This window comes from Streptomyces sp. NPDC006602 (assembly GCF_042870385.1).
GTDB lineage: Bacteria > Actinomycetota > Actinomycetes > Streptomycetales > Streptomycetaceae > Streptomyces.
In genome coordinates, this window is sequence record NZ_JBIAHG010000052.1 from 19,424 (window position 1) to 38,845 (window position 19,422).

A 19,422-nucleotide genomic window follows, 5' to 3' on the forward strand; every position below is an offset into this window, starting at 1 on the left:
CGCCGCGCGGCCCGGCCCCCCCGGGGGCGGCGGGGGGTGCCCCCCGTTGCCGGGCGCGCCCGGCCCCCGTTGGCCCCCGCGCCGCCGCCCCCCCCCCCCCCCACGGCGGCAGATGGCGGGCGGGCCGGCTCGCTAGCGGACCGCGTTGTTGAACTTCGAGGGGCGGACGAAGGTCAGGGCCAGGGCGCCCGCCAGGGGCAGTGCCGTGACCTGCAGCAGCCCGGCCGCGTCCCAGCCGAACGAGTCCACCAGGGCGGCGAAGAGCAGGCCCGAGAAGGCCGCCGGTCCGTAGTAGCTGGTGACGAAGAGTCCGGAGGCGCGTCCGATGTGCGCGGGACGGACGGCCCGCTGTATGGCGCTGTTGGTGTTGGGATAGATGAAGCCCAGGCCGAAGGCGCCCATGAGGAAGGCGAACACGCACTGCGTGCCGACCCCGGCGTGCGTCTCGTAGATGCACACGCTGATGGCGGAGACGGCCAGCAGGCTCAGGATCAGCAGGTTGCGCTGGTTGAAGCGGTCGCCGAGCCAGCCGCCGAACACGGCCGTCATGCCGCCGAAACCGAGGAAGCTCATGGCCAGTGCGGCCTGCCCGGAGGTGTAGTGCAGCGAGGTGATGAGGAACGTCGGGTAGAGACCGAGGAACCCGTAGATCGCCACACCGCTGATGACCGAGTGAACGGCCAGAGCGATGGTGTTGCGGTTGTAGGCGGAGGCCGGCATGTACTCGAAGGTCCTGGTCGAGACGACCTTCTCGGTGGAGTGCTCGGTCAGACCGGATTTCACGAGGAACAGGGCGGCGGCGGCGATCAGCAGCCCGGCCGTGCCGAACAGGTAGAAGGGCGAGTGCCAGGTGCCGTGCGCGCTCATGAGCTCGACGCCGATGAGCGGGGCGATGAACACGCCGATGGAGTAGCCCATGCCGATGATGCCGAAGGCGAGGCCGCGCCGGTGGGCGAAGAAGGCGCCGATGGCCGCGAAGATGGCGGCGGACTGCATGCCCTCGCCGAAGCCGGAGACGACCCGGTACAGGGTCATGTCGGCGAAACCGGTGGCCAGCGGCGTGGCCATGGTGCCCAGGGAGTAGATCACGATGCTGACCAGCAGCACGGTCTTGCGGCGGAAGCGGTCCAGGAGATAGCCCGCGGGCAGGCCGGCCAGGGCCATACCGAGGGTGAAGTTCGTCGCCAGCAACCCGCCCTGCTCCAGGGAGAACCCGTACTCCGCACGGATGTTGGGCAGCAGGGGAGGAAAGACCTGGCGGTCCATCGCGTTGACCATGTAGGAGAGGACCACGAGCAGGAAGCCCACCCCGATCATGGGGCGGGAAAGGGGGGCCCGGCTCTTTTCCTGCGTGTCGCTCGCGGGCACCGCGCTGGTGTCGACTTGCGCTGCGTGAGTCATAGCGGCTCCTGAGGAGGAATGGGCCACGGCAGGCCGCGGCGGATCCATCGCCGGTACGGGGTCGTACGGGCGATGACGAGAAGCGGTGAGCTGAACACGGACTCGAGTCGACGACGGCAATGCTGTCGTGGACTGGCGGAATGAGGGCGACGGGCTGCCGCGCGGTCGGACACCGCATGCGGAATTCAGCCGTATATCGCCCGTCGGGGACGTCCGTGGCTATGGCGTCTTCGACAGCCGGACCCCGTGCGGACACTTTGTCGGTCACACGGTCGGCGCTGGCAGAACCATGAAGGGGAAGTCTCTTGCGCGTCAAGATGTGAACGCCGGATTTCTTCGGCGTTTCTCGATTTCCCCTGATGGCCGGGGTCCTCGGCGCCGAACGGGCCATGCTGCAGAGAGGCCGGCGATCGGGTACGCATCGCACCCTTGACGTGTCGAAGACCCTGAATGCTATCGTTAGCATCACGTGGCTGTGACAAAGTGATTCGACGTGCCCCGACACCTCGTGACCCGTTCCAGGGGCATCCTGCGGCGCCCGCACCGACCACAAGTCGGCGCGCGCCGGCGACACCGACCCGAGCCCAGCGACCCCCTCCCCTCCACCCGTGGCGGCCGACGGCCCAACCGGACATGCCGACGGCCGTCCTTCCGGGTGGCGATCAGACCCGCTCATCGGATGCGACCGGGCGTGACACCCGGCCGTCCGCTGCGGCCGCACGATTATGCGAGGACGACCTGCCATGAAACCACCGAGCCGCCCAGGCACCGTGCTGCTCACCGACTACGCCTGGCCCGACGACTCCGTCGAGCGATCGGTCATCGAGGAGGCGGGCCACACCCTGGTGACCGGCCCCGCCGATCCCGCCTCCATCGAGGCGATCGAGGAACTGGTGACCCGGCACCGGCCCGCCGGGATCCTGACCTGCTGGGCCCCCGTCTCCGCCACCGCGATCGACACGTCGCCGGATCTGCGGATCGTGGCCAGGCTCGGAGTCGGGCTCGACAACATCGCCGTGGACACCGCCACCGAGCGCGGCGTGTGGGTCACCAACGTGCCGGACTACTGCGTCGAGGAAGTCTCCGACCACGCTGTGGGCATGGTGCTGGCCTGGACGCGGGGCCTGGCCGTGTCCGACCGACAGGTCCGCGCGGGCCGCTGGGATCCCGCCGGCGCCCGGCTGCGTCGGCTGTCGACGCTGACCTGCGGCGTCGTCGGATACGGGCGGATCGGACGCGCCACCGTGCGCAAGCTCGGCGCGTTCGGCTGCCGGATCCTGGCCCACGACCCGTATCCGCCGAAGGACTCCGCCGGAGTGGAGATGGTGGGCCTGGAGGAGCTGCTGCGCCGCAGCGACGTGGTGATCCTCCACGTGCCGCTCACGCCGGCGACGCACCACATCATCGGCGCCGAGCAGCTGGAGCTGATGTCACCGGGCGGCCTGCTGGTCAATGTCAGCCGGGGCGGCCTGGTGGACACCGACGCGGTCGTCAAGGCGCTGGACAGCGGACACCTGGACGGAGCCGCCTTCGACGTCCTTGAGACCGAACCGCACGTCCCCGCCGGACTGCTGGATCAGCCGGGAGCGCTCCTCACCCCGCACATCGCCTTCTCCTCCGACACCTCGGTCACGGAACTGCGCCGCCGCGCCGCCGAGGAGGTCGTACGGATCCTGGCGGGCGAGACACCGGCCCACCCGTGCAACAGCCCTCTCGGTCCGACCACCGGGTCGGGTGACCGGTGATGAGCCCCACCTCCGCGCAGGTGGGCCAGGGCCCCGTGCACGACACCGCGCTGGCCGACTTCCTGACCGCCCACGAGCTCGCCGGAGCCGACGAAGCCGCACGCTGGACGCCGCTGGCCGGCGGTGTCTCGTCCGACCTGTGGCAAGTGGACCTGCCGGGACGTTCCCTCTGCGTCAAACGCGCCCTGGCCAAGTTGAAGGTCGCCGCCGACTGGCAGGCACCAGTGTCGCGCAACGCCTACGAATGGGCGTGGATGCGGTTCGCGTCCCGGCACCGCCCGGACAGCGTGCCCGAACTGCTGGCCCACGACCCCGAAGCGGGCCTCTTTGCGATGGCGTTCCTGCCGCCCGAGCACTACCCCATCTGGAAGGCGCAGTTGCTGCGTGGCGAGGTACGGCCGGCGACCGCGGCGGCCGTCGGAGAACTGCTCGGCACCCTGCACGCGGCGAGCGCCGGCGACGCCGCCCTCGCCGCGGACTTCGCCACCGACGACAACTTCCACGCGCTGCGCATCGAGCCCTACCTGCTGGCCACCGCTGCCGCCCACCCCGGTCTGAGCGACATCCTTCAAGGCCTCGCCGACCGCACGGCCACCACCCGCCTGGCCCTGGTGCACGGTGACGTCAGTCCCAAGAACATCCTCGTCGGACCGTCCGGGCCCGTGCTGCTGGACGCCGAGTGCGCCTGGTACGGAGACCCGGCGTTCGACCTCGCCTTCTGCGTCAACCATCTGCTCCTCAAGAGCCTGGTCGTACCCGAGCGCCGCGCCGATCTCCTGCGGTCCGCCCGGGTGCTCGCCGAGGAGTACGTCCGGTGCGTCGACTGGGAGCCTCTGCCGGCCCTTGAGGCACGAGCCGCTTCACTGCTGCCGGCACTGCTGCTCGCCCGGGTGGACGGCAAGTCCCCGGTGGAGTACCTCACGGACGACCGGCACCGGTTGTTCGTACGCACGGTGGCATCGGCCCTGCTGCGGGCGCCCGCCCCCACGACGGCGGACGTCCTGGACGCCTGGGCGACCGAGCTCGGGCCCTCGACCGGGCGCGGCAACGGCCGCCCCGACTGACCGACTGACCCGACTGACCCAACCGTTTCGACTGGGTCCGGCGGCCCTTGCGGATCACACCAGACCGACGGGATTGAGGAGAGACACATGCGCAGAGTCGTCACCGGCCATGACCAGAACGGCAGGTCGGTCGTCGTCAGCGACGGTCCCGTCCCGCGCAGCCGGGAGTTCACCAGCCTGCCGGGTTGGGTGTCCCGCCTGCCCTGGGCCACCAAACCCGGCGAACCGGTCGGCCGGACCGGGGAAGACCCCACGCCGAAGGTCACCAGCCTGCTGCCGGTGCCGGGCGGAACGCGGTTCATCGTGCTGACCTTCCCGCCGGACACCGCGATGGCCGACCCGGCGTTCGACCCCGTCGCCTTCGACCGGGAGCAGCGGGCCGACTCGCCCGGCATCGCGGACCTCATGGAGCCCGACGGCATGCACACCACGCCGACCGTGGACTACGGCATCGTGCTGCAGGGCGAGATCGTCCTCGAACTCGACGACGGCCGGTGCACCCATCTCTCGGCAGGGGACATCGTGATCCAGAACGGCACCCGCCACGGCTGGCGCAACCGCAGCGACCGACCGGTCACGATGGCCTTCGTCCTCGTCGGCGCGGAACGCGACGGCTGACGCGGCAGTCGGTTCGCGGTCCCCGGGGTCCGTTTTCCGCCGTCGGGGAGACAGGTCTGCCGTCATGCGGAGCCCTGTGGCTCTCACTCCGTGCAGTGTGACGGCCGATGGCCTTGTTCTCGGAGTCCGCTCATCGTCGGCGGGGAGCGACCGAAGGGAGTCACCGCCACTGCACCGGCGGCGACGCCCGAACCGGCGCCCTTCCCATGTCACTGCGCACTGCACTGGGATCCTCCTGTATCCGAGGCAGGATCCTGTTATCCGTAATCCGCCGGGAGCGGTTTTTTTCAGGCGCCCCAGTCTGCCGGTTCCAGAGTCAGTGCCACCCGCCCGATGTTGTTGTCGTCCTCCATGTAGCGGTGGGCGTCAGCAGCACGAGCGATGGGGAACGTGCGGTCGAGGACGGCACGGAATCCGTGCTCCACCTGCGTCCACAGTTCCTTGACCGAGGCCGAGTTCCCGGTTCGTACGCCGATGATGCGGTAGCAGTCGGAATACACCCTCCGCAGGTCTATCTTGACCTGGCCACCGAGGAAGGCGCCGGAGGTGACCACGGTGCCGCCGCGGGCCAGGGTGCCGATCGTGGCGTCCCAGATGGCCGGGTCACCGAGGTTGTCGACGGCGATGTCGACGCCGTGGCCGCCGGTGACCTCGCGCACCCGCTCCACAAAGTCCGGGGCGGTGCCGTCGAGCACGACGTCGGCACCCGTTGCGGCCAGAGCCTGGCGTTTCTCCGGCGAGCGGGAAGTGGCGATGATCCTTGCGCCGAGGTGCTGGGCGAAGGCGCCCGTGGTGGCGCCGAGCGCGGAGGCGGCGCCCTGGATGAGGACCCAGTGCCCCCGGCGAAGCCCCGCCTGGGTCAGCTGGTTGGCGGCCACCGCGCCGAGGAGCGCCAGCGAGGCCGCCATCGCGGCCGGAATGCCCTCCGGCACCTTGTGGACGTTGCGAGCGGGCACCGCACAGTACTCCGCGTAAGCGCCTGGGCGGTGCGTGCCTATGACGACCAGTTCCTCGCAGACTTCCTCGCGGCCTTCCTCGCAAAGTTCGCAGTGACCGCACGAGACGCCGGGCAACACGGCCACGCGGTCCCCGACTCGGACGGACTCCACCCCCTCTCCCAGCGCCGCGACGACGCCGGAATGGTCCGCGCCCAGGACGTGGGGCGGCGTGATGGTGGCGTAGGGGTGGTTGCCCGCCCGTGCCGTGAGATCGAGCAGCCGGCCGATACCGACCGCGGCGACCTGCACGAGGACCTCGCCGGGGCCGGGGCGGGGCGTGTCGATCGCGGCCTGTTCCAGGACGTCGGGGGGTCCGAACCGGCGGAACAGCATGGCTCGCATGGTCGCCGGAACCGCCAGCGGTTCCGGCCAGCCCAGTTCAGAAGCGGCCGAAGTGCTGCTCATGTCGCCACCACCGTGTTCTCCAGGAGGCCGATGCCCTCGATTTCGACGACTACTCGGTCCCCGGCGGCGAGGAACTCTCCGCGGGGGAGACCGACGCCGGCGGGTGTGCCGGTGAGGATGACATCACCGGGCTCCAGTCGGGTCAGGCGGCTGGCCGCCGCGATCACCTCGGGGATCTTCACCATCATCTGCGCGGTGGACGAATCCTGCTTCAGCACGCCGTTGACACTCAACCGTATCCGCAGGTTCTGCGGGTCGGGGATCTGCCAGGCGGGCACCATGCCGGGACCGAGCGGGCAGAAGCCGTCCTGGCCCTTGTGCGCGAGCCAGTCGAAGGCGAACGGATCGGCGACCGGGTTGGCGGCCTTGATCCGGTCCCGGGCCGAGATGTCGTTCGCCGCGAGGTAGCCGGCCACGTGGTCCATGGCCTGCTCGGGCGTCAGATTGCGGCCGCCTCGGCCGACGACGACGGCCAGTTCGGCTTCCCAGTCGACGCGGGAGCCCGGGTGGGCAGGCAGCGGCACCTGGTCCCCTGGCCCCGTCACGCTCGTCGTCGACGGCTTGAGGAAGAAGAACGGGTCAGCCGGCTCAGCGGGGCGTTCGCAGCCCATCTCGGCGATGTGGTCCCAGTAGTTGGCGCCCGCGCAGAGCACCTTGCCCGGATACGTCAGCGGCGGAGCGAGTCGGGCACCGGCAACGGTGTCCGACCCGGCAGGGGTCCAGTCGCGCAACTGTGGTGCCAACGCGTCCCATCGGCCCAGCACTTCCATCAGCGTGAGGCCTTCGGTTCCCGGTGGCCCTTGGACCACGGTCCCGTTGGTGCTCACACCGACGGCGACTTTCTCCGAGTCGTCGACCCGGTACTGAACCAAGGCCCATTCAGGCGGTGTCATGAGTTCCTCCGACAGGCGGCTCTGTTACTAGCAGCAGGACCATAGTGCATACACATGGCGATGGGAAGGGTGGGCTGTGGAAGGCGTTCGGGTGGCGAGAGGGGTTGGATTCCATCGATCAGTCGGGGGTCATGGGCGGTCCGGTCGACGGGGGCGGCGGGTTGGGTGCCTGCCTCGGCGCGTCGTCTCGCACCTGCGACGCAGGCGGGGGCTACGCGGCCTGGTGCAGGACTCACCGCGCCTTCCGCCGGACTTTGCTCACCCGTGCGCGCCCGCTGTCGACGTACCATCGCCTCGTACGCGCAGTGCGGCGAGCGCTACCTCCGGGCGTCACGGCGGGGCCTGCGCCGAGGAGACTCCGCGCGGCGGAGTGCAGGAGCACTGCGACCCCTTCGCCGCAGTCGCGGCTGGGAAAGCCGCATCATGTCGTACGACTCATGGCGGTCATCTCGCCTCTGCGGTGCTTCCTGTGATCGAGGACTTGGCACCTGGGCCGGAAATGCGATGCCAGGAAGCGAAGGACATGATCGGCGGCTTCGCGTCGGAAAAGGTTCCCGGGATGCCTGGACGTACATCGTTATAGGTGTACACACTTAGGGGACTCGTGGAGACATGGGTCAGGAAACTGAGGAGAGCGCATGTTGCGTGTCAAAGGCCTTCTGCACTACGGACTCCAGGTGCCCTCGCTGGATACGGGCGCGAGCTTCTACAACGCATTCGGACTGGAGACGGCTGAGCGAGGCAACGCGCTGGTGATCCGTTGCGACGGCCGGGAGCAGGACCAGACGGTGCTGATGGACGGGCCGACCAAGCGGCTGCACCACGTCGCCTTCGCGGTGGAGCCGGACTCCCTGCACGAGTGGCAGCGGCATCTGGAGGGCCTGGGCGTGAAGCTGCTCGACGCGCCGGCCGACGTCCCCGGCGGGCTGTGGTTCCGCGATCACGAGGGCAACCTGGTCAACCTTCGCGACGAGGGCATTGCTCCCTGGCGCGCATTCGGCACGACGGACGCACAGGATGCCAACATCGGCGACCGGGTGCGCCGGATCGACCAGGCCCGCTGGCTTACCGCGACCGAGAAGCCCCGCCCTCAGCGGCTCGGGCACATGCTGATCTTCAGCTCCGATCTGGACGCCTCCGAGGCCTTCTACACCCGTGCCCTTGGCCTGCGCCTGTCGGACCGCATCACCGGCATCGCCACCTTCATGAACTCGGGGCCCGGCGACCACCACGTCTTCGGATTCGTCCCGGCGGCGCACCCCGGGCTGCACCACTCCAGCTGGATGGTGGCCGACATCGACCAGATCGCCATGGGAGCGCAGAACATGGCGGCGGCGGGCTACACGAAGGGCTGGGGACTGGGCCGCCACACCCTCGGCTCGAACCTCTTCCACTACATTCAGGACCCCTGGGGCAGCTGGATCGAGTACTCCGGTGACATGGACCGCATCACCGAGGACTGGAAGCCCACTGACTGGGACTGCCCGGCCGCCGTGTGGTCCCCCGAGGTGCCGGCCGACTTCATCACCAACCAGGAGGAAGAGCCCGCCTGACCGTCCTCGACGCAGCCACACCAACGCCCCGGAGCCCACCACCGGCCTCGACCCCAACAGGTCGAAGCGGCGGGACCGGGGCGTCGACCGGTGAGGCCGGTAGGGAGAGGGCTCCGAGAGGTCGCCTTGCGCCCCTTCCGTTTCCCGCCCTCGCCGACGCCACCGCGTGCGCCACGGACACCCGCCGCTCCTTGGATGGGAACGGAGTGGGAGTGACGGGTCGGGGATGCGCGGATGCCTGCGAGCGGTTTCCCGAGCACCGGCGTTCAGCGTGATCTAGCGCGGAACCCCAGGCGTTCATGACTCCGTTGGGAAATGCGTAAACCGCTGGTGTGATCCTGCTGTCAGGCGGTGAATTGGAGTCGGGCGAGGCGTGAGGTGCGGGTTCCGCCGAGGGGTGTCTCGTTGAGCCAGGCGTCGAGTCTGATGATGTTGATGGCGGTGGCGGCTTACGATCACGCCCGTGAAGATCGTGACGCAGGTCAAACTCACACCGGATGCCGTGCGGGCATCCGTGCTTGAGCGCACCCTGCGCACGGTCAATGACGCCGCGAACTGGGTATCGGAGGTGGCCTTCGAGCACGGCGTGCCGCGTGAGTACGAGCTGCGCAAGCACACCTACGCCGAACTCAAAGCGCGGGGGCTGGGAGCGCAGGCCGCGCAACACGTCATCAAGAAGGTGCGCGACTCGTACACCACGCTCAAGGCCAACATCCGAGCCGGGAACCTCGGCACGGAAGGATCTAAGCGTCGCCGCAAGGCCGAGTCCAAGCCGATCACCTTTCGCCCCGAGGCCGCCCAGCCGTATGACGACCGGTGCCTGAGCTGGCAGTACGACCAGCGGACCGTGTCCATCTGGACCGTGGACGGCCGGGTCAAGAACGTGCCGTTCGTGTGCTCCGCCGACGCGCTCAAGATGCTCCAGGCGCACCGGCAGGGCGAATCCGACCTGATCGAGCGCGACGGCGTGTTCTACCTCGTCGCCACCTGTGACGTGCCCGAGGCCGGGCAGTACGAGCCGGACGGCTTCATCGGCGTGGACTCGGCATCGAGAACATCGCCACCGCCTCCACCGGCTACCTCGCCGCCGGGCGGGGGCTCAACCGGTACCGCAAGCGACAGCTTGCCCTGCGTGCCAAGCTCCAGAAGAAGCGCACCAAGAGCGCCAAGCGGCGGCTCAAGGCACGTGCCCGCAAGGAAGCGCGGCACGCCGCGAACACCAACCACATCATCTCCAAGACGATCGTGACCGAGGCTGAACGCACCGGGCGCGGCCTGTCCCTCGAAGAACTGGGGGGCATCCGCAACCGGGTACGGCTCCGCAAGCCTGGGGGTACCTCCCACGCCCTTAAGGCAGTGGGGGAGGGTCGCACTCCATTCCTGGGCGTTCGCCCAGCTCGGAGACTTCATCGTCTACAAGGCCAAGCGGGCCGGTGTACCCCTGGTCTTCGTTGATCCCGCGTACACGTCGCAGACGTGTGCCGAGTGCGGCCACGTCGACAAACGCAACCGTGTCGACCAGGGGCTTTTCATCTGCCGGGGGTGCGGGGTCGTTGCCCACGCCGACCGGAATGCTTCCCACAACATCGCCACCCGCGGCGAGAGCGTGTGGAATGCGGGGCGTGAGTCACGCGTCCCTGCCACCCCATAACGGGGTGTCTGGACGGAGGAGTCCACCCCAGCAGCCAGCTGGGCACTACCTCCAAGCCCGGCCCTTCAGGGCCGGGCCAAGTTGACTGCATGGGCTGGTGGCAGCCCAGCGGGACCCCACATGAGTCGTGGCACGCGCCCCTCATCGACATGCCGGCCCGGTCGCGATCACCCTTTGCGACGGGGCGAATCCCTGATCTCCACGGGCCTCATACCGGAACAGCGAAGCGCCTCTCAGTGCTCAGCGCGCCTCTCAGCCGCGGGAGATGCAGACCGCGGCGGCCACCGGCCCGACGGCGTGGCGGTGCCATCGTCAGTCGGCCGGCATCGTCAGGAGTGACCGTTGCCCGCGATCCCCAGCGCCGTCCGCGTGGCCGCCGGTTCATACTCCGGTGCCAGGTCAGCCAGGACATTCAACGCGGTACGCGCGAGGTGCCGGGCGATCACGCGTGCCGCTTCTTCCGGATCATTCAGCCGCAGCGCCTCCAACAGCGCTTCGTGATCTGTGTGGGCCCGGGCCCATGAGCTGGGTACGCCCAGCTGGGCCAGTCGGATGTAGCGCTCGGCATGCTCGCTGAGCGACGCGATCATGCGCTGCAACTGCGGCCCCACAGCCTGAGTCGCGACGCGGTGGAACTCCTTGTGCGCGGCGTGCCACTCGTCCAACTGGTCGTTGCCCGCCAGCTCCTGCATGCGCTTCAACGCTTCGGCCATGCCCTCGAGGTCCTCAGCCGTGAGCGACTTGGCCGTCATGCTCACGGCGAGCGTTTCGAGCATGATGCGAGCCCCGTAGACGCCGTCGAGGTCCTCGGGATCCGCTGCCCGCACCCTGGCTCGCTGGTCGGGCTGTGCGTCGATGAGCCCTTCTTCCTGGAGCAGCCGGAACGCCTCACGCATCGGCGTGCGGCTGACGCCCAGCTTCCGCGCCATCTCGGCCTGGAGCAGCGCCGACCCCGGAGGCAGATCGCCGCTGAGGATCATGTCCCGCAGCCGTCCGTGAACGTCGAGTGCCAGTCGACGTCCGCCCGCGGCCTGCCCGGGTGTTCCGCTCGGCGGCTCGGAGGTGACCTGTGTGTCGCCTCCGTTCTCCGGCGACCGTTCCTTGGGCATGTCGCTTCGCCTGTCCATGCCAGGAGTCTACCCAGGTGTATGCAGGTTCAGGGAGCGAAGGGACGCAAAGGGTGGCCGTGGTGCAGCGACCCACAAGCGATCTGGTCCGACAGGCTTGTCACTGTATCCACTCACCTGCACCCATGGAGCGTGGATCGGCCGTACTGATCGACTCCGGTCCCTGCGTTTCAGCCCTCCTGGCCGGAACCGATCAGGGACCGGATCGGGCAGGAGGGCTGCCAACCAGGACTGAAGCGGCGGCGGAGGTCGGCTACCGCTTCCATGCCGCGCAGGGACACGTCGGGGGAGGTGGACAGGCCGGCGGGCCCGAGGAGGCCGGTGACCGCGGCCCGGGCGGCGGCCGTCGGCAGACCGTGCCGTACGAGAGCCGCCTCGATGGCCCCCGCCCCGGAGGTCAGTAGTTCCGCACTGCTCACGCGGCAGACCTCGAGGTAGGCACGGGTATGCCAAGTGGTGCCCGTGGCGCGCGGAGTGACCACCACGTTGGTGATGAGATCGGGTGCGACCTCAAGGTGGCCGCCGAGACGCGGGAATCCCTTCTCAGTGGCCAGGACGTCGAAGGGCGGATGGAGTGTGGTTCCGTCGACGGCGCCTGGCGGCAGGGCTTGAAACCTTTGCAAGGTCCCGCCGACAGGGACGAGTTGGCTGTCGGTGACGGGGCAGTCGGCGACGTCGGCGAGTACGGCACGAAGAACGAACGCGAAGGCGCTCTGCGCGTTGTCGACGGCCCACCGGTCCGTTGGCGACGGCGCGCCGGGACGCCGGTGAACGGCGAGTTCCCCGATGCCCTCGGCCCGAACGGCCACCGGGTCCCGTTGCAGGATTCCTCTCAGCAGGTGGTCGGGAGAGGTGTGCATGATGTCGTAGTCGCCGTCGTTCCAGCCGGTCATCTGCTGGTCGGAGGAGACGACCTCGACAAGGTTCACCTCCAGTCCGGCTTGCTGGAAGTACCCGCAGTCGAGCGCGTGGTACAGATGGACGCCCCCGGCACCGGGGAAGACGCCCACGGTCAGCCGTCGGATGGTCTCGCCGGGCTCCCGGAGCGCGTTCAGCGCGGGGAACATGGCTGGACCGGACGCCTCCCTGTCGACACTTCGACGATCGACAGAAGTTCGCGCATTTGGCATGGGGACCGTTCCTTCGCGTAGGTAAGTGAGAGAGGAAACCGGAGTGAGAAGCGCGGTTCCCTCGTCGCAGGGGACATACAGGGGGACCAGTGCTCGTTGGTGCCCGCCGCTGTCGCAGCGAGGGGCAGTCGGCTCGCGTCGCCCGTGTCGCGGGTCGGTTCGTGTGCGGGCACGACGCCGCAGCGACTACCTGCTGAAGTGCACTGGGGTGTGCCGGCGAAGCGGGTCAGTGAGGATCGCCCGGAGCGCTCGATCCGGCCGGCCACTTCGCCCCTCGTCGTAGGGGCGCTGCCGGGCATGCCCTGACTCCTCTCATCCTTGAGCGGGACGGGACCGATCGCCGGCGAGCGGCAGCGGCGACTCCCTCGGTCCGGCCAGAGGCCGCGCCCGGTTCGTCATCGTGTAGGACTGCGCGTACGCATCTCGGGCCCGTCGGTCGGCAGAACCCGGCGACTCTGTCCGAAGCTCCGCTCTCGTCCGCCGCCTACGTCTCGCCCATCCCATGAGGGCCTCAAGGCCTGGGAGAGAGATTGGGGCACCCTTCCCACGACGGTCAGTACGATGTCCGGTGAATGGACATCTTTCTGCACGCACGTACGTCGGCGGGCCAGGGGGAGGGGCGGGCGAGCATCCCGTCACCGCGGTGAGAGGAGGCGGAAACGGCCAACAGCAGCGACCCTGGCCGCACGGTCACCTCGCGTGCCCTGGCGATCCTGGGCGCGTTCGCGCCGGAACACCCGGAGCTGACACTCGCCCAGCTGTGCCGGCTCACGGGTCTCCGCCACGCCACCGCCCATCGGCTGGTCGGAGAACTGACGGCGTGGGGAGCCTTGGAACGCGTCGCGAGCGGCGCCTATGTCATCGGCCTGCGCCTGTGGGAGCTGGGCACCCTCAATCCCCGTGCACTGCCGCTGCGCGTCCGGGCGATGCCCGTGATGGAAGACCTGCATGCCGCCACCCGGCAACACGTGCAACTGGCGGTCCTCGACGGCACCGACGCCCTCGTCGTCGAAAGGATTTCCGCGACCGGAGCGGTTCCGGTGGTCTCCGGGGTCGGCGGACGGCTGCCCCTGCACGCGTCCGCCGTGGGCCAGGTACTGCTGGCCCACGCCGGTGAGGAACTGTTCACCGAGGTCGTACGGGACGGCCTCGCCCGCTTCACGCCCATGACCGTCACCGACCCAGCCGCACTGCGTGTGGTGTTGGCGGAATGCCGACGGACCGGTGCCGCCGTCGTGCGCGAGGAGATGAGCCCGGACGCCTACTCGGTGGCGGCGCCGGTCACCGACTCGAAAGGCCGCCTGGTCGCGGCTCTGTCCGTGGTGGGCGCCGACGCCCGAACCCATCTGCTCGTGCCCGCGGTCGTGCTGGCCGGCCGCGGTATCTCCCGAGGCCTGGGATCCGGCGACGGGACGTGAGGTGCTCGCCGGTGCACCCGGCCACGCCGAAATTCCCGGGGTCCTTGCCTCAGCCTCAATATGCATACACTCACGGTGACTGTGAAGGTGCTGCTCACCTGTCAGAGGCGACGCCGCAACTCCGCCCAGCTGGGATCGCGTTGTCTTAGGACTCCCGACCACAAGATCGCCATGAGTACCGCAGCCAAGGCGCGGCCGCAGGCGTGGGCGGCGCCATTGCCCACGCCTCATGCCCTGCGCGAGTTGGTTGCCGATCTGCGGCTGACCCTTGCGACGTGCGGCGATTGCGCGGTGCCCACCTACCACCCAGGAGTCGGGGACTGGCTGGTCAGCCGCTCACATGCTCCTGTCGAACGCGAGGCTCCGCCGAGGCCGCCCACGCAAGGCGCGGAGGCAGTGGTGATCGATTTTCTGGATCCTCGTCACGCACGTTTCCTGTACTCAACCCTTTACAGCCTCGTTATAGTGTGCACACTTAGCGGTGCGAGACGGGTCGCGGACGACGCAGTCAGGAGTCAGCAGCCGCGGTTCTGAGCCCTCGGAAGGGACACAGGATGAGCGAGGAGAGCCGCCGTCCTCGCGTGAGCCAAGGCGCCCGGTCACCCCGGCGGCCCACTCGCAGGAGTCGAACCCGCTGATCTGGGCGGGCATGAACCCCTCCGCACGTGCGGGTGACACCGGCGGATGCCGCCACGTAAGGGCGTCCGCAAGCCGCACCCGAAGCGAAAAACCCTCACCGAAAAGCAAAGCCATGTGAGAGGAACTGCCATGCACGAAAAAAGTCACAGAGGAAGTCGTGGCGACGCCACCTGGTCTCCGGTGACACTGCTCGTCCTCGCGATCTGTGGCATCACCGTTGTTTCCGATGGCTATGACGTAGTCATCTACGGCGCGGTGATTCCGTCCCTTCTCCACGAACCCGGGTGGGGCCTGACGCCCGCCGGTGCCGGCCTGATCGGTTCATTCGCCCTGGTCGGGATGCTCATCGGAGCTACGACGGTCGGCACGCTCACCGACCGACTGGGCCGACGCAAGATGCTGCTCTGCTGCCTGGCCTGGTTCTCGGTGATGACGGGCCTGTGCGCGACGGCCACCTCTCCGGAGGTCTTCGGCCTCTTCCGGTTCCTCGCCGGCCTCGGTCTCGGCGGAGTGCTTCCGACCGCCAGCGCACTCAGCGGTGAGTACTCGCACCCCAAATCACGCAACCTGGTCTTCGCGATCCTCTTCAGCGGCTTCCCCGTCGGTGGCATCATCGCCGCCCTCACTGGGATCTTCATGATCCCACGGTTCGGTTGGCAGGCGATGTTCCTGCTCGGCCTCTTGCCGCTTCTCCTGGTCGTGCCGCTGGCCTACAAGTTCCTGCCCGAGTCGATCGCCTTCCTCCAGGCGCGAGGGCGGCACGCCGAGGCGGAGAAAACCGCCGATCGCTGGAACATCACCTTGGATGATGAGCACAAGGCCGTCCCGGCGTCCGAGCCAGGCCGGTCCGGAACCGAGTCGGACAGCATGTCGCCGGTGCGGGCCCTGTTCTCGCGCAGCTACCTCGTAGCGACTCTGTGCTTCCTGCTGATGACGTGCCTGTGCCTGTTCATGATCTACGGCTTCAACACCTGGCTCCCGGAGATCATGCGGCGCGCCGGTCACTCCGCAGGCTCCTCGCTCGGCTTCCTTCTCGTGTTCAACCTCGGAGCTGTTGTCGGCACGCTCGGCATCTCCCTGGCGGCCGACCGGCTCGGCTCCAAGCCGATCATCACCACGACGTTCCTCGTGTCCAGTGTCGCCGTGATACTGCTCAGCCTGCGGTTGCCCACGGCGGTCCTGTACGCGGCCGTCGCACTGGGCGGGGTCGGGGCGATGGGAACGCAGACGTTCGTCCTCGCCTATGTCTCCAAGCACTATCCGGTCCGCATAAGTGCCACTGCGTTGGGCTGGATGCTGGGCTTCGGCCGCCTCGGCTCGATGCTCGCCCCGCCGCTGCTCGGACTCATCATCGGGGCCGGGCTGGCCTTCCAGTGGAACTTCTACGCACTCGCCGTGCCCGGCATCGTCGGAGCCGTCCTGATCGGGTTGGTTCCCCGCGCCACGGAAGCGGAAGCTCGGCCAGGGCACGGGGGTGAGGGCGGGATCGCGCGTCCCCTCGCGGAGCAGACATGAGCCACGCACCGAGGTGACGCTCGGGCAGATCCTCAACGTCCGCGGGGCATTCCGGCAAGGCCCTGGTCGCGTGCTCTCTCGTTACTCAATCGCCCAGATCTGGTAGATCGGCGGGAACGTGAACAGCAGGCCGACGGTGACCAGTGCCGCCGTGGCAATCACCGTTGTACGCCCGCGCACCGTGCGGCGGCGCAGTGCCACGTGCAGGACGAGCCAGCTGAGGAGGTAGGCCACGGTCGCGAGCGTGGTCTTTCCCGCGAGCGGCCCGACGCCTTCGTGCAGGGTGAACCACTCCTTGGCGGCCAGGTTGGCGTCCGAGGCCACCACGGCGGCGCCCAGCACGGTGCTGGCGACACCGCAGGCAAGGAGCGCCGCCGCTGCAGAACCGGGGACCGCGCCGTCGGCGTCGGACGCGGCCTGCTGTGCCTCCTCGACCGGCTGGGGGGCGAGGGTCTCTTCGTTCTCAAGAGTTGACATGGCGATGCCTTTCGGTGGCTCAGTGGCCGAGGAACTGGTTGGGAGCGACGGCGTTGATGACGGAGCCGAGTCCCGCGGCGACAACGGAGATCAGGAACGCGAGCGTGAACAGCACGGTCGTGACCCGCCGCACCCGCTTGTCCTTCTCCAGGAGGTCACGGTGCCGAATGGCCAGGTAGGCGACGGCGGTGGCGATGAACGGCACGATCCAGCCGACGTGTTCCTTCCATTCCATGCCGAAGTGGTGCCAGACCTCGGTTGCGGGATCGGCCATCAGCGACGCCTTGGGGTAGTCGACGAGACCTGCTCCCGGCTCCGGCTCGGCCCGGTAGTCGGGGTAGACCAGCCAGGTGCCGCTGATGACCGTCGCCCAGGCCACGACCGCGAGACCGGCCGTGCTCCAGGTGCGTACCGTCCGCTGCAGAGGGGTCGGCGACGTCCGCAGAAGGGTCGCCATCCCTCCCGCGTAGGCGTGGAGGAACAGCACGCCGAGGGTGAGGTGGAGCATGAAGAAGAATTGACCGGAGGTCAACACAGCAGTGTTTCCTTTGGTGATGTGCGCTGTACGGCGCGGTGAAGGTCAGGGCGGAGCACGCTCCGTGGCGTGGGGGGAGAGAGATTCGCCGCGTGAGATCGCGTTCGGAACCGGGGTCGGGCAGTCAGGCCGTGGGCGTGGCGGTGGACTCGGGCTCCGGGGTGTGGGGCGTCACCGCGGGAGCCGGCGCTACGCGGCCGGGTGCGAGGCGGGCCGCAGCCATCGCACCGCCGGCCGCGGCGGCGCCGAGCGCGAGCCCGGCACTTCCCCAGCCCAGGAGCTTGCGCCGGGGCGGTGCGGCCGTCGTGTCGGCAGCGGTTTCGACAGTGTTGTCGGCGGTGTCTTCGGATATCTCGGACATCGTCGTGTCTCCCCGGCCTTCTACTTCACCACTGCGGCGGCGAGCTTGGACAGCGGCTCGGCGAGCGCGTTGACGCCGTCCGACAGTTCCTTGCGCTGTTCCTTGCCGACCTTCTCGTACGAGGTGAAGACGTAGCTGTTCCTGTCCGTGCGGTACTTGTCGAGCAGTGTGTTCAGCGCGGCGAACTGCCTGTCGAGCTCGGTGACCAGCGGGGGGTCGTTCTTCGAGGCGACGGGCTTGAGCAGCTCGAAGGACTTCTGCGCGCCCTCCACGTTGGCCTTGAAGTCGACGAGGTCGGTGTGGGAGTAACGTTCCTCCTCCCCGGTGACCTTGCCGGTGGCCACCTCGTCCAGGAGCTCCTTGGCGCCGTTGGCCATCGAGGTCGGGGTGATCTCGGCCTTGCCGACCCGCTTCACCCAGTCCGCCAGGTCCTCATCGAGGGTGTCGGCGAGCTTCTTCTCCGCGTCACCGAGCTTCCTGTCCTGCCACAGCGCCTTCTCCAGGCGGTGCCAGCCGGTCCACTGCTGACCCTTGGCCAGATCGGCCACGCCGTCCTCGCGCAGGTCGACCTTCGGGTCGATGTCGCCGAACGATTCGGCGACCGGCTCGGTGCGTTCCCAGCCGATACGCGAGTTGGCGTACGCCTTCTTCGCGGCCTCGATGTCGCCGTCGCGCACCGCGTCCGTGAACACCGTGACCTTCGGCAGGGTCTCGTCGGCCTGCTGCTGCACGTACTTGCGGTACTCGGCGACCGCCTTGTCCATCTCCGGGGAGCGCTTGGCCACCGCGCCACCGCCGGTCGCCTTGACCTTCTGGCGGATGCCGTCGCCCTTCATGCCGGGCTTGCAGGCGATCTCGTAGTCACCTGCCTTCACTTCGGCCGCGATGTCCGCCTTGGTGCCGGGGCCGATGTTCTCGCGCTCGGTCACGATCCGGTCGTCGGGGAAGAGGAGGTAGACCTCGGTGACCTTGGAGCCCTTGTTCTCGACGGCGAGCTGGACATGACCGGCCGGGAACTCCTTCTTCGACACCTCGCACGCGGTGTCCGAGGCGGTCACCACGATGGCGTCGGACCCTTTGGCGTCGCCACCGCTCTTCTCGGTACAACCCGAGACGGCGGCAAGGGCTGCCGCGGCAGCCAAGGCGGCGGGGACACGGACGGCTCGCATGGTGACTCCAAGCTGCAGAGGAAGACGAGGGAAGGTAAGGCACACCTAAATAAGCCTCGGCTAAGTTAGCTGAGGCTTGGCTAAAAATCTATGGCTTCCCTGTGTCTCGATTTCGACGTACTGGCAGGTAGGGATGATCAGGCCTGTGGTGTCGAGGCCGGCGGCGGCCCGTGCCTGCCGGACGGTGCGGATTCCTCATCGAGGGGCCGACCTCGAGGGTGCCGACCTGGGCTGGCCCGGCCTGCTCCTGTTCCGCATCCTGGAAGCGCAACAGAGACCCGGCGCCCGCCGGGGCCACCCGCCCTGGGGCGATCACCAACGCCAATCAGCCGTGCCGTTGGCCAGGGGGAACATGGCCACTCTCAACATGGCCGACGCGCTCGCCACCCACTGGGTGCGGGCCGGGCACCAGGTGACCATCGGGGGACGGGACACACACAAGGCGGAGCGGCTCGCGACGCGCATCGGAGGCAGCGCGAAGCCTGCCAGTCTGCGTGCGGCGGCCGAGTCCGGCCAAGTGGTGCTGGCCGCTCTGCCCTTCGGGGCGGGAGTAAGCGTGGTACGGGGACTGCACACGGCCCTGGACGGCAAAGTGCTGCTCGACTGCTCCAACCCGGTCGAGCAGGGCTTCAGCGGATTCTTGCGAGGAACCCCAGGGCTTCAGCCCTGGGAGGAATCGCATCCTCGTGGTCGCGGCGCGGAGCGCCGCGATATCACTTGTGC

16 protein-coding genes and 1 pseudogene are annotated in these 19,422 nt (G+C 68.7%); 8 read left to right on the forward strand and 9 right to left on the reverse strand.

Features of this window, described 5'->3' with window-relative positions; genetic code table 11:
• Nucleotides 1–132 precede the first annotated feature (132 nt).
• Nucleotides 133–1,401, reverse strand: coding sequence for an MFS transporter (locus tag ACFYO2_RS46165; RefSeq protein ID WP_388362566.1), 1,269 nt, complete (start codon nt 1,399–1,401; stop codon nt 133–135).
• Between the two features lie 743 nt (nt 1,402–2,144).
• On the opposite strand from ACFYO2_RS46165, the gene ACFYO2_RS46170 reads away from it, so the two are divergent.
• From ACFYO2_RS46170 to ACFYO2_RS46180, 3 genes are all read left to right on the forward strand, one after another.
• Complete coding sequence (locus ACFYO2_RS46170; protein WP_388362569.1) at nt 2,145–3,146, forward strand: C-terminal binding protein; 1,002 nt, start codon at nt 2,145–2,147, stop codon at nt 3,144–3,146.
• The gene (locus ACFYO2_RS46175) at nt 3,146–4,210 is read left to right on the forward strand and encodes a phosphotransferase family protein (protein WP_388362572.1); all 1,065 of its coding nucleotides are present in this window, start codon (nt 3,146–3,148) and stop codon (nt 4,208–4,210) included. Before ACFYO2_RS46170 ends, ACFYO2_RS46175 begins: the two co-directional genes overlap by 1 nt.
• 87 nt (nt 4,211–4,297) lie before the next feature.
• Nucleotides 4,298–4,828, forward strand: coding sequence for a cupin domain-containing protein (locus tag ACFYO2_RS46180; protein ID WP_388362575.1), 531 nt, complete (start codon nt 4,298–4,300; stop codon nt 4,826–4,828).
• Between the two features lie 287 nt (nt 4,829–5,115).
• Here the strand turns inward: ACFYO2_RS46180 and ACFYO2_RS46185 are convergent, their stop codons facing one another.
• Both ACFYO2_RS46185 and ACFYO2_RS46190 read right to left on the reverse strand, forming a co-directional pair.
• Nucleotides 5,116–6,231: an alcohol dehydrogenase catalytic domain-containing protein gene (locus ACFYO2_RS46185; RefSeq protein WP_388362578.1), complete on the reverse strand. Its 1,116-nt coding sequence runs from the start codon at nt 6,229–6,231 to the stop codon at nt 5,116–5,118.
• Nucleotides 6,228–7,124, reverse strand: a complete 897-nt coding sequence (locus tag ACFYO2_RS46190) for a fumarylacetoacetate hydrolase family protein (RefSeq protein ID WP_388362581.1) — start codon at nt 7,122–7,124, stop codon at nt 6,228–6,230. Before ACFYO2_RS46190 ends, ACFYO2_RS46185 begins: the two co-directional genes overlap by 4 nt.
• A gap of 638 nt (nt 7,125–7,762) precedes the next feature.
• Between ACFYO2_RS46190 and ACFYO2_RS46195 the strand changes: the two genes are divergently transcribed.
• Both ACFYO2_RS46195 and ACFYO2_RS46200 read left to right on the forward strand, forming a co-directional pair.
• Complete coding sequence (locus ACFYO2_RS46195; protein WP_388362584.1) at nt 7,763–8,677, forward strand: VOC family protein; 915 nt, start codon at nt 7,763–7,765, stop codon at nt 8,675–8,677.
• Nucleotides 8,678–9,140: 463 nt separating this feature from the next.
• Nucleotides 9,141–10,328, forward strand: a pseudogene (locus ACFYO2_RS46200) (RNA-guided endonuclease InsQ/TnpB family protein).
• A gap of 329 nt (nt 10,329–10,657) precedes the next feature.
• On the opposite strand, the gene ACFYO2_RS46205 reads toward ACFYO2_RS46200, so the two are convergent.
• Together ACFYO2_RS46205 and ACFYO2_RS46210 are read right to left on the reverse strand one after the other, a co-directional pair.
• Nucleotides 10,658–11,455 carry a GntR family transcriptional regulator gene (locus ACFYO2_RS46205; protein WP_388362587.1) on the reverse strand — a complete coding sequence of 266 codons (798 nt, stop codon included), beginning with the start codon at nt 11,453–11,455 and terminating at the stop codon, nt 10,658–10,660.
• A 170-nt stretch (nt 11,456–11,625) separates the two neighbouring features.
• Nucleotides 11,626–12,522, reverse strand: a complete 897-nt coding sequence (locus ACFYO2_RS46210; RefSeq protein WP_388362590.1) for an ABC transporter substrate-binding protein — start codon at nt 12,520–12,522, stop codon at nt 11,626–11,628.
• Between the two features lie 767 nt (nt 12,523–13,289).
• On the opposite strand from ACFYO2_RS46210, the gene ACFYO2_RS46215 reads away from it, so the two are divergent.
• Nucleotides 13,290–14,003: an IclR family transcriptional regulator gene (locus ACFYO2_RS46215; RefSeq protein WP_388362616.1), complete on the forward strand. Its 714-nt coding sequence runs from the start codon at nt 13,290–13,292 to the stop codon at nt 14,001–14,003.
• Between the two features lie 768 nt (nt 14,004–14,771).
• Nucleotides 14,772–16,157 carry an MFS transporter gene (locus ACFYO2_RS46220; RefSeq protein WP_388362593.1) on the forward strand — a complete coding sequence of 462 codons (1,386 nt, stop codon included), beginning with the start codon at nt 14,772–14,774 and terminating at the stop codon, nt 16,155–16,157.
• An 81-nt stretch (nt 16,158–16,238) separates the two neighbouring features.
• On the opposite strand, the gene ACFYO2_RS46225 is transcribed toward ACFYO2_RS46220, so the two are convergent.
• From ACFYO2_RS46225 to efeO, 4 genes are all read right to left on the reverse strand, one after another.
• Nucleotides 16,239–16,634, reverse strand: coding sequence for a hypothetical protein (locus tag ACFYO2_RS46225; protein WP_388362596.1), 396 nt, complete (start codon nt 16,632–16,634; stop codon nt 16,239–16,241).
• A gap of 19 nt (nt 16,635–16,653) precedes the next feature.
• Nucleotides 16,654–17,166, reverse strand: a complete 513-nt coding sequence (locus ACFYO2_RS46230) for a hypothetical protein (protein WP_388362599.1) — start codon at nt 17,164–17,166, stop codon at nt 16,654–16,656.
• 127 nt (nt 17,167–17,293) lie between these two features.
• Entirely contained in the window at nt 17,294–17,530 is a 237-nt protein-coding gene (locus ACFYO2_RS46235) for a hypothetical protein (protein WP_388362602.1), read from the reverse strand.
• 20 nt (nt 17,531–17,550) lie between these two features.
• The gene (gene efeO / locus ACFYO2_RS46240) at nt 17,551–18,699 is read right to left on the reverse strand and encodes an iron uptake system protein EfeO (RefSeq protein WP_388362604.1); all 1,149 of its coding nucleotides are present in this window, start codon (nt 18,697–18,699) and stop codon (nt 17,551–17,553) included.
• A gap of 352 nt (nt 18,700–19,051) precedes the next feature.
• On the opposite strand from efeO, the gene ACFYO2_RS46245 reads away from it, so the two are divergent.
• On the forward strand, nt 19,052–19,422 hold a 371-nt coding region (locus ACFYO2_RS46245), incomplete at its 3' end, for an NADPH-dependent F420 reductase (protein WP_388362606.1).

What these genes read in the sequence shown, in the direction of transcription:
- ACFYO2_RS46165 (WP_388362566.1), bottom strand. Translation starts at nt 1,401, where the DNA reads ATGACTCACGCAGCGCAAGTCGACACCAGCGCGGTGCCCGCGAGCGAC.
- ACFYO2_RS46170 (WP_388362569.1), top strand. Translation starts at nt 2,145, where the DNA reads ATGAAACCACCGAGCCGCCCAGGCACCGTGCTGCTCACCGACTACGCC.
- ACFYO2_RS46175 (WP_388362572.1), top strand. Translation starts at nt 3,146, where the DNA reads ATGAGCCCCACCTCCGCGCAGGTGGGCCAGGGCCCCGTGCACGACACC.
- ACFYO2_RS46180 (WP_388362575.1), top strand. Translation starts at nt 4,298, where the DNA reads ATGCGCAGAGTCGTCACCGGCCATGACCAGAACGGCAGGTCGGTCGTC.
- ACFYO2_RS46185 (WP_388362578.1), bottom strand. Translation starts at nt 6,231, where the DNA reads ATGAGCAGCACTTCGGCCGCTTCTGAACTGGGCTGGCCGGAACCGCTG.
- ACFYO2_RS46190 (WP_388362581.1), bottom strand. Translation starts at nt 7,124, where the DNA reads ATGACACCGCCTGAATGGGCCTTGGTTCAGTACCGGGTCGACGACTCG.
- ACFYO2_RS46195 (WP_388362584.1), top strand. Translation starts at nt 7,763, where the DNA reads ATGTTGCGTGTCAAAGGCCTTCTGCACTACGGACTCCAGGTGCCCTCG.
- ACFYO2_RS46205 (WP_388362587.1), bottom strand. Translation starts at nt 11,455, where the DNA reads ATGGACAGGCGAAGCGACATGCCCAAGGAACGGTCGCCGGAGAACGGA.
- ACFYO2_RS46210 (WP_388362590.1), bottom strand. Translation starts at nt 12,522, where the DNA reads ATGTTCCCCGCGCTGAACGCGCTCCGGGAGCCCGGCGAGACCATCCGA.
- ACFYO2_RS46220 (WP_388362593.1), top strand. Translation starts at nt 14,772, where the DNA reads ATGCACGAAAAAAGTCACAGAGGAAGTCGTGGCGACGCCACCTGGTCT.
- ACFYO2_RS46225 (WP_388362596.1), bottom strand. Translation starts at nt 16,634, where the DNA reads ATGTCAACTCTTGAGAACGAAGAGACCCTCGCCCCCCAGCCGGTCGAG.
- ACFYO2_RS46235 (WP_388362602.1), bottom strand. Translation starts at nt 17,530, where the DNA reads ATGTCCGAGATATCCGAAGACACCGCCGACAACACTGTCGAAACCGCT.
- efeO (WP_388362604.1), bottom strand. Translation starts at nt 18,699, where the DNA reads ATGCGAGCCGTCCGTGTCCCCGCCGCCTTGGCTGCCGCGGCAGCCCTT.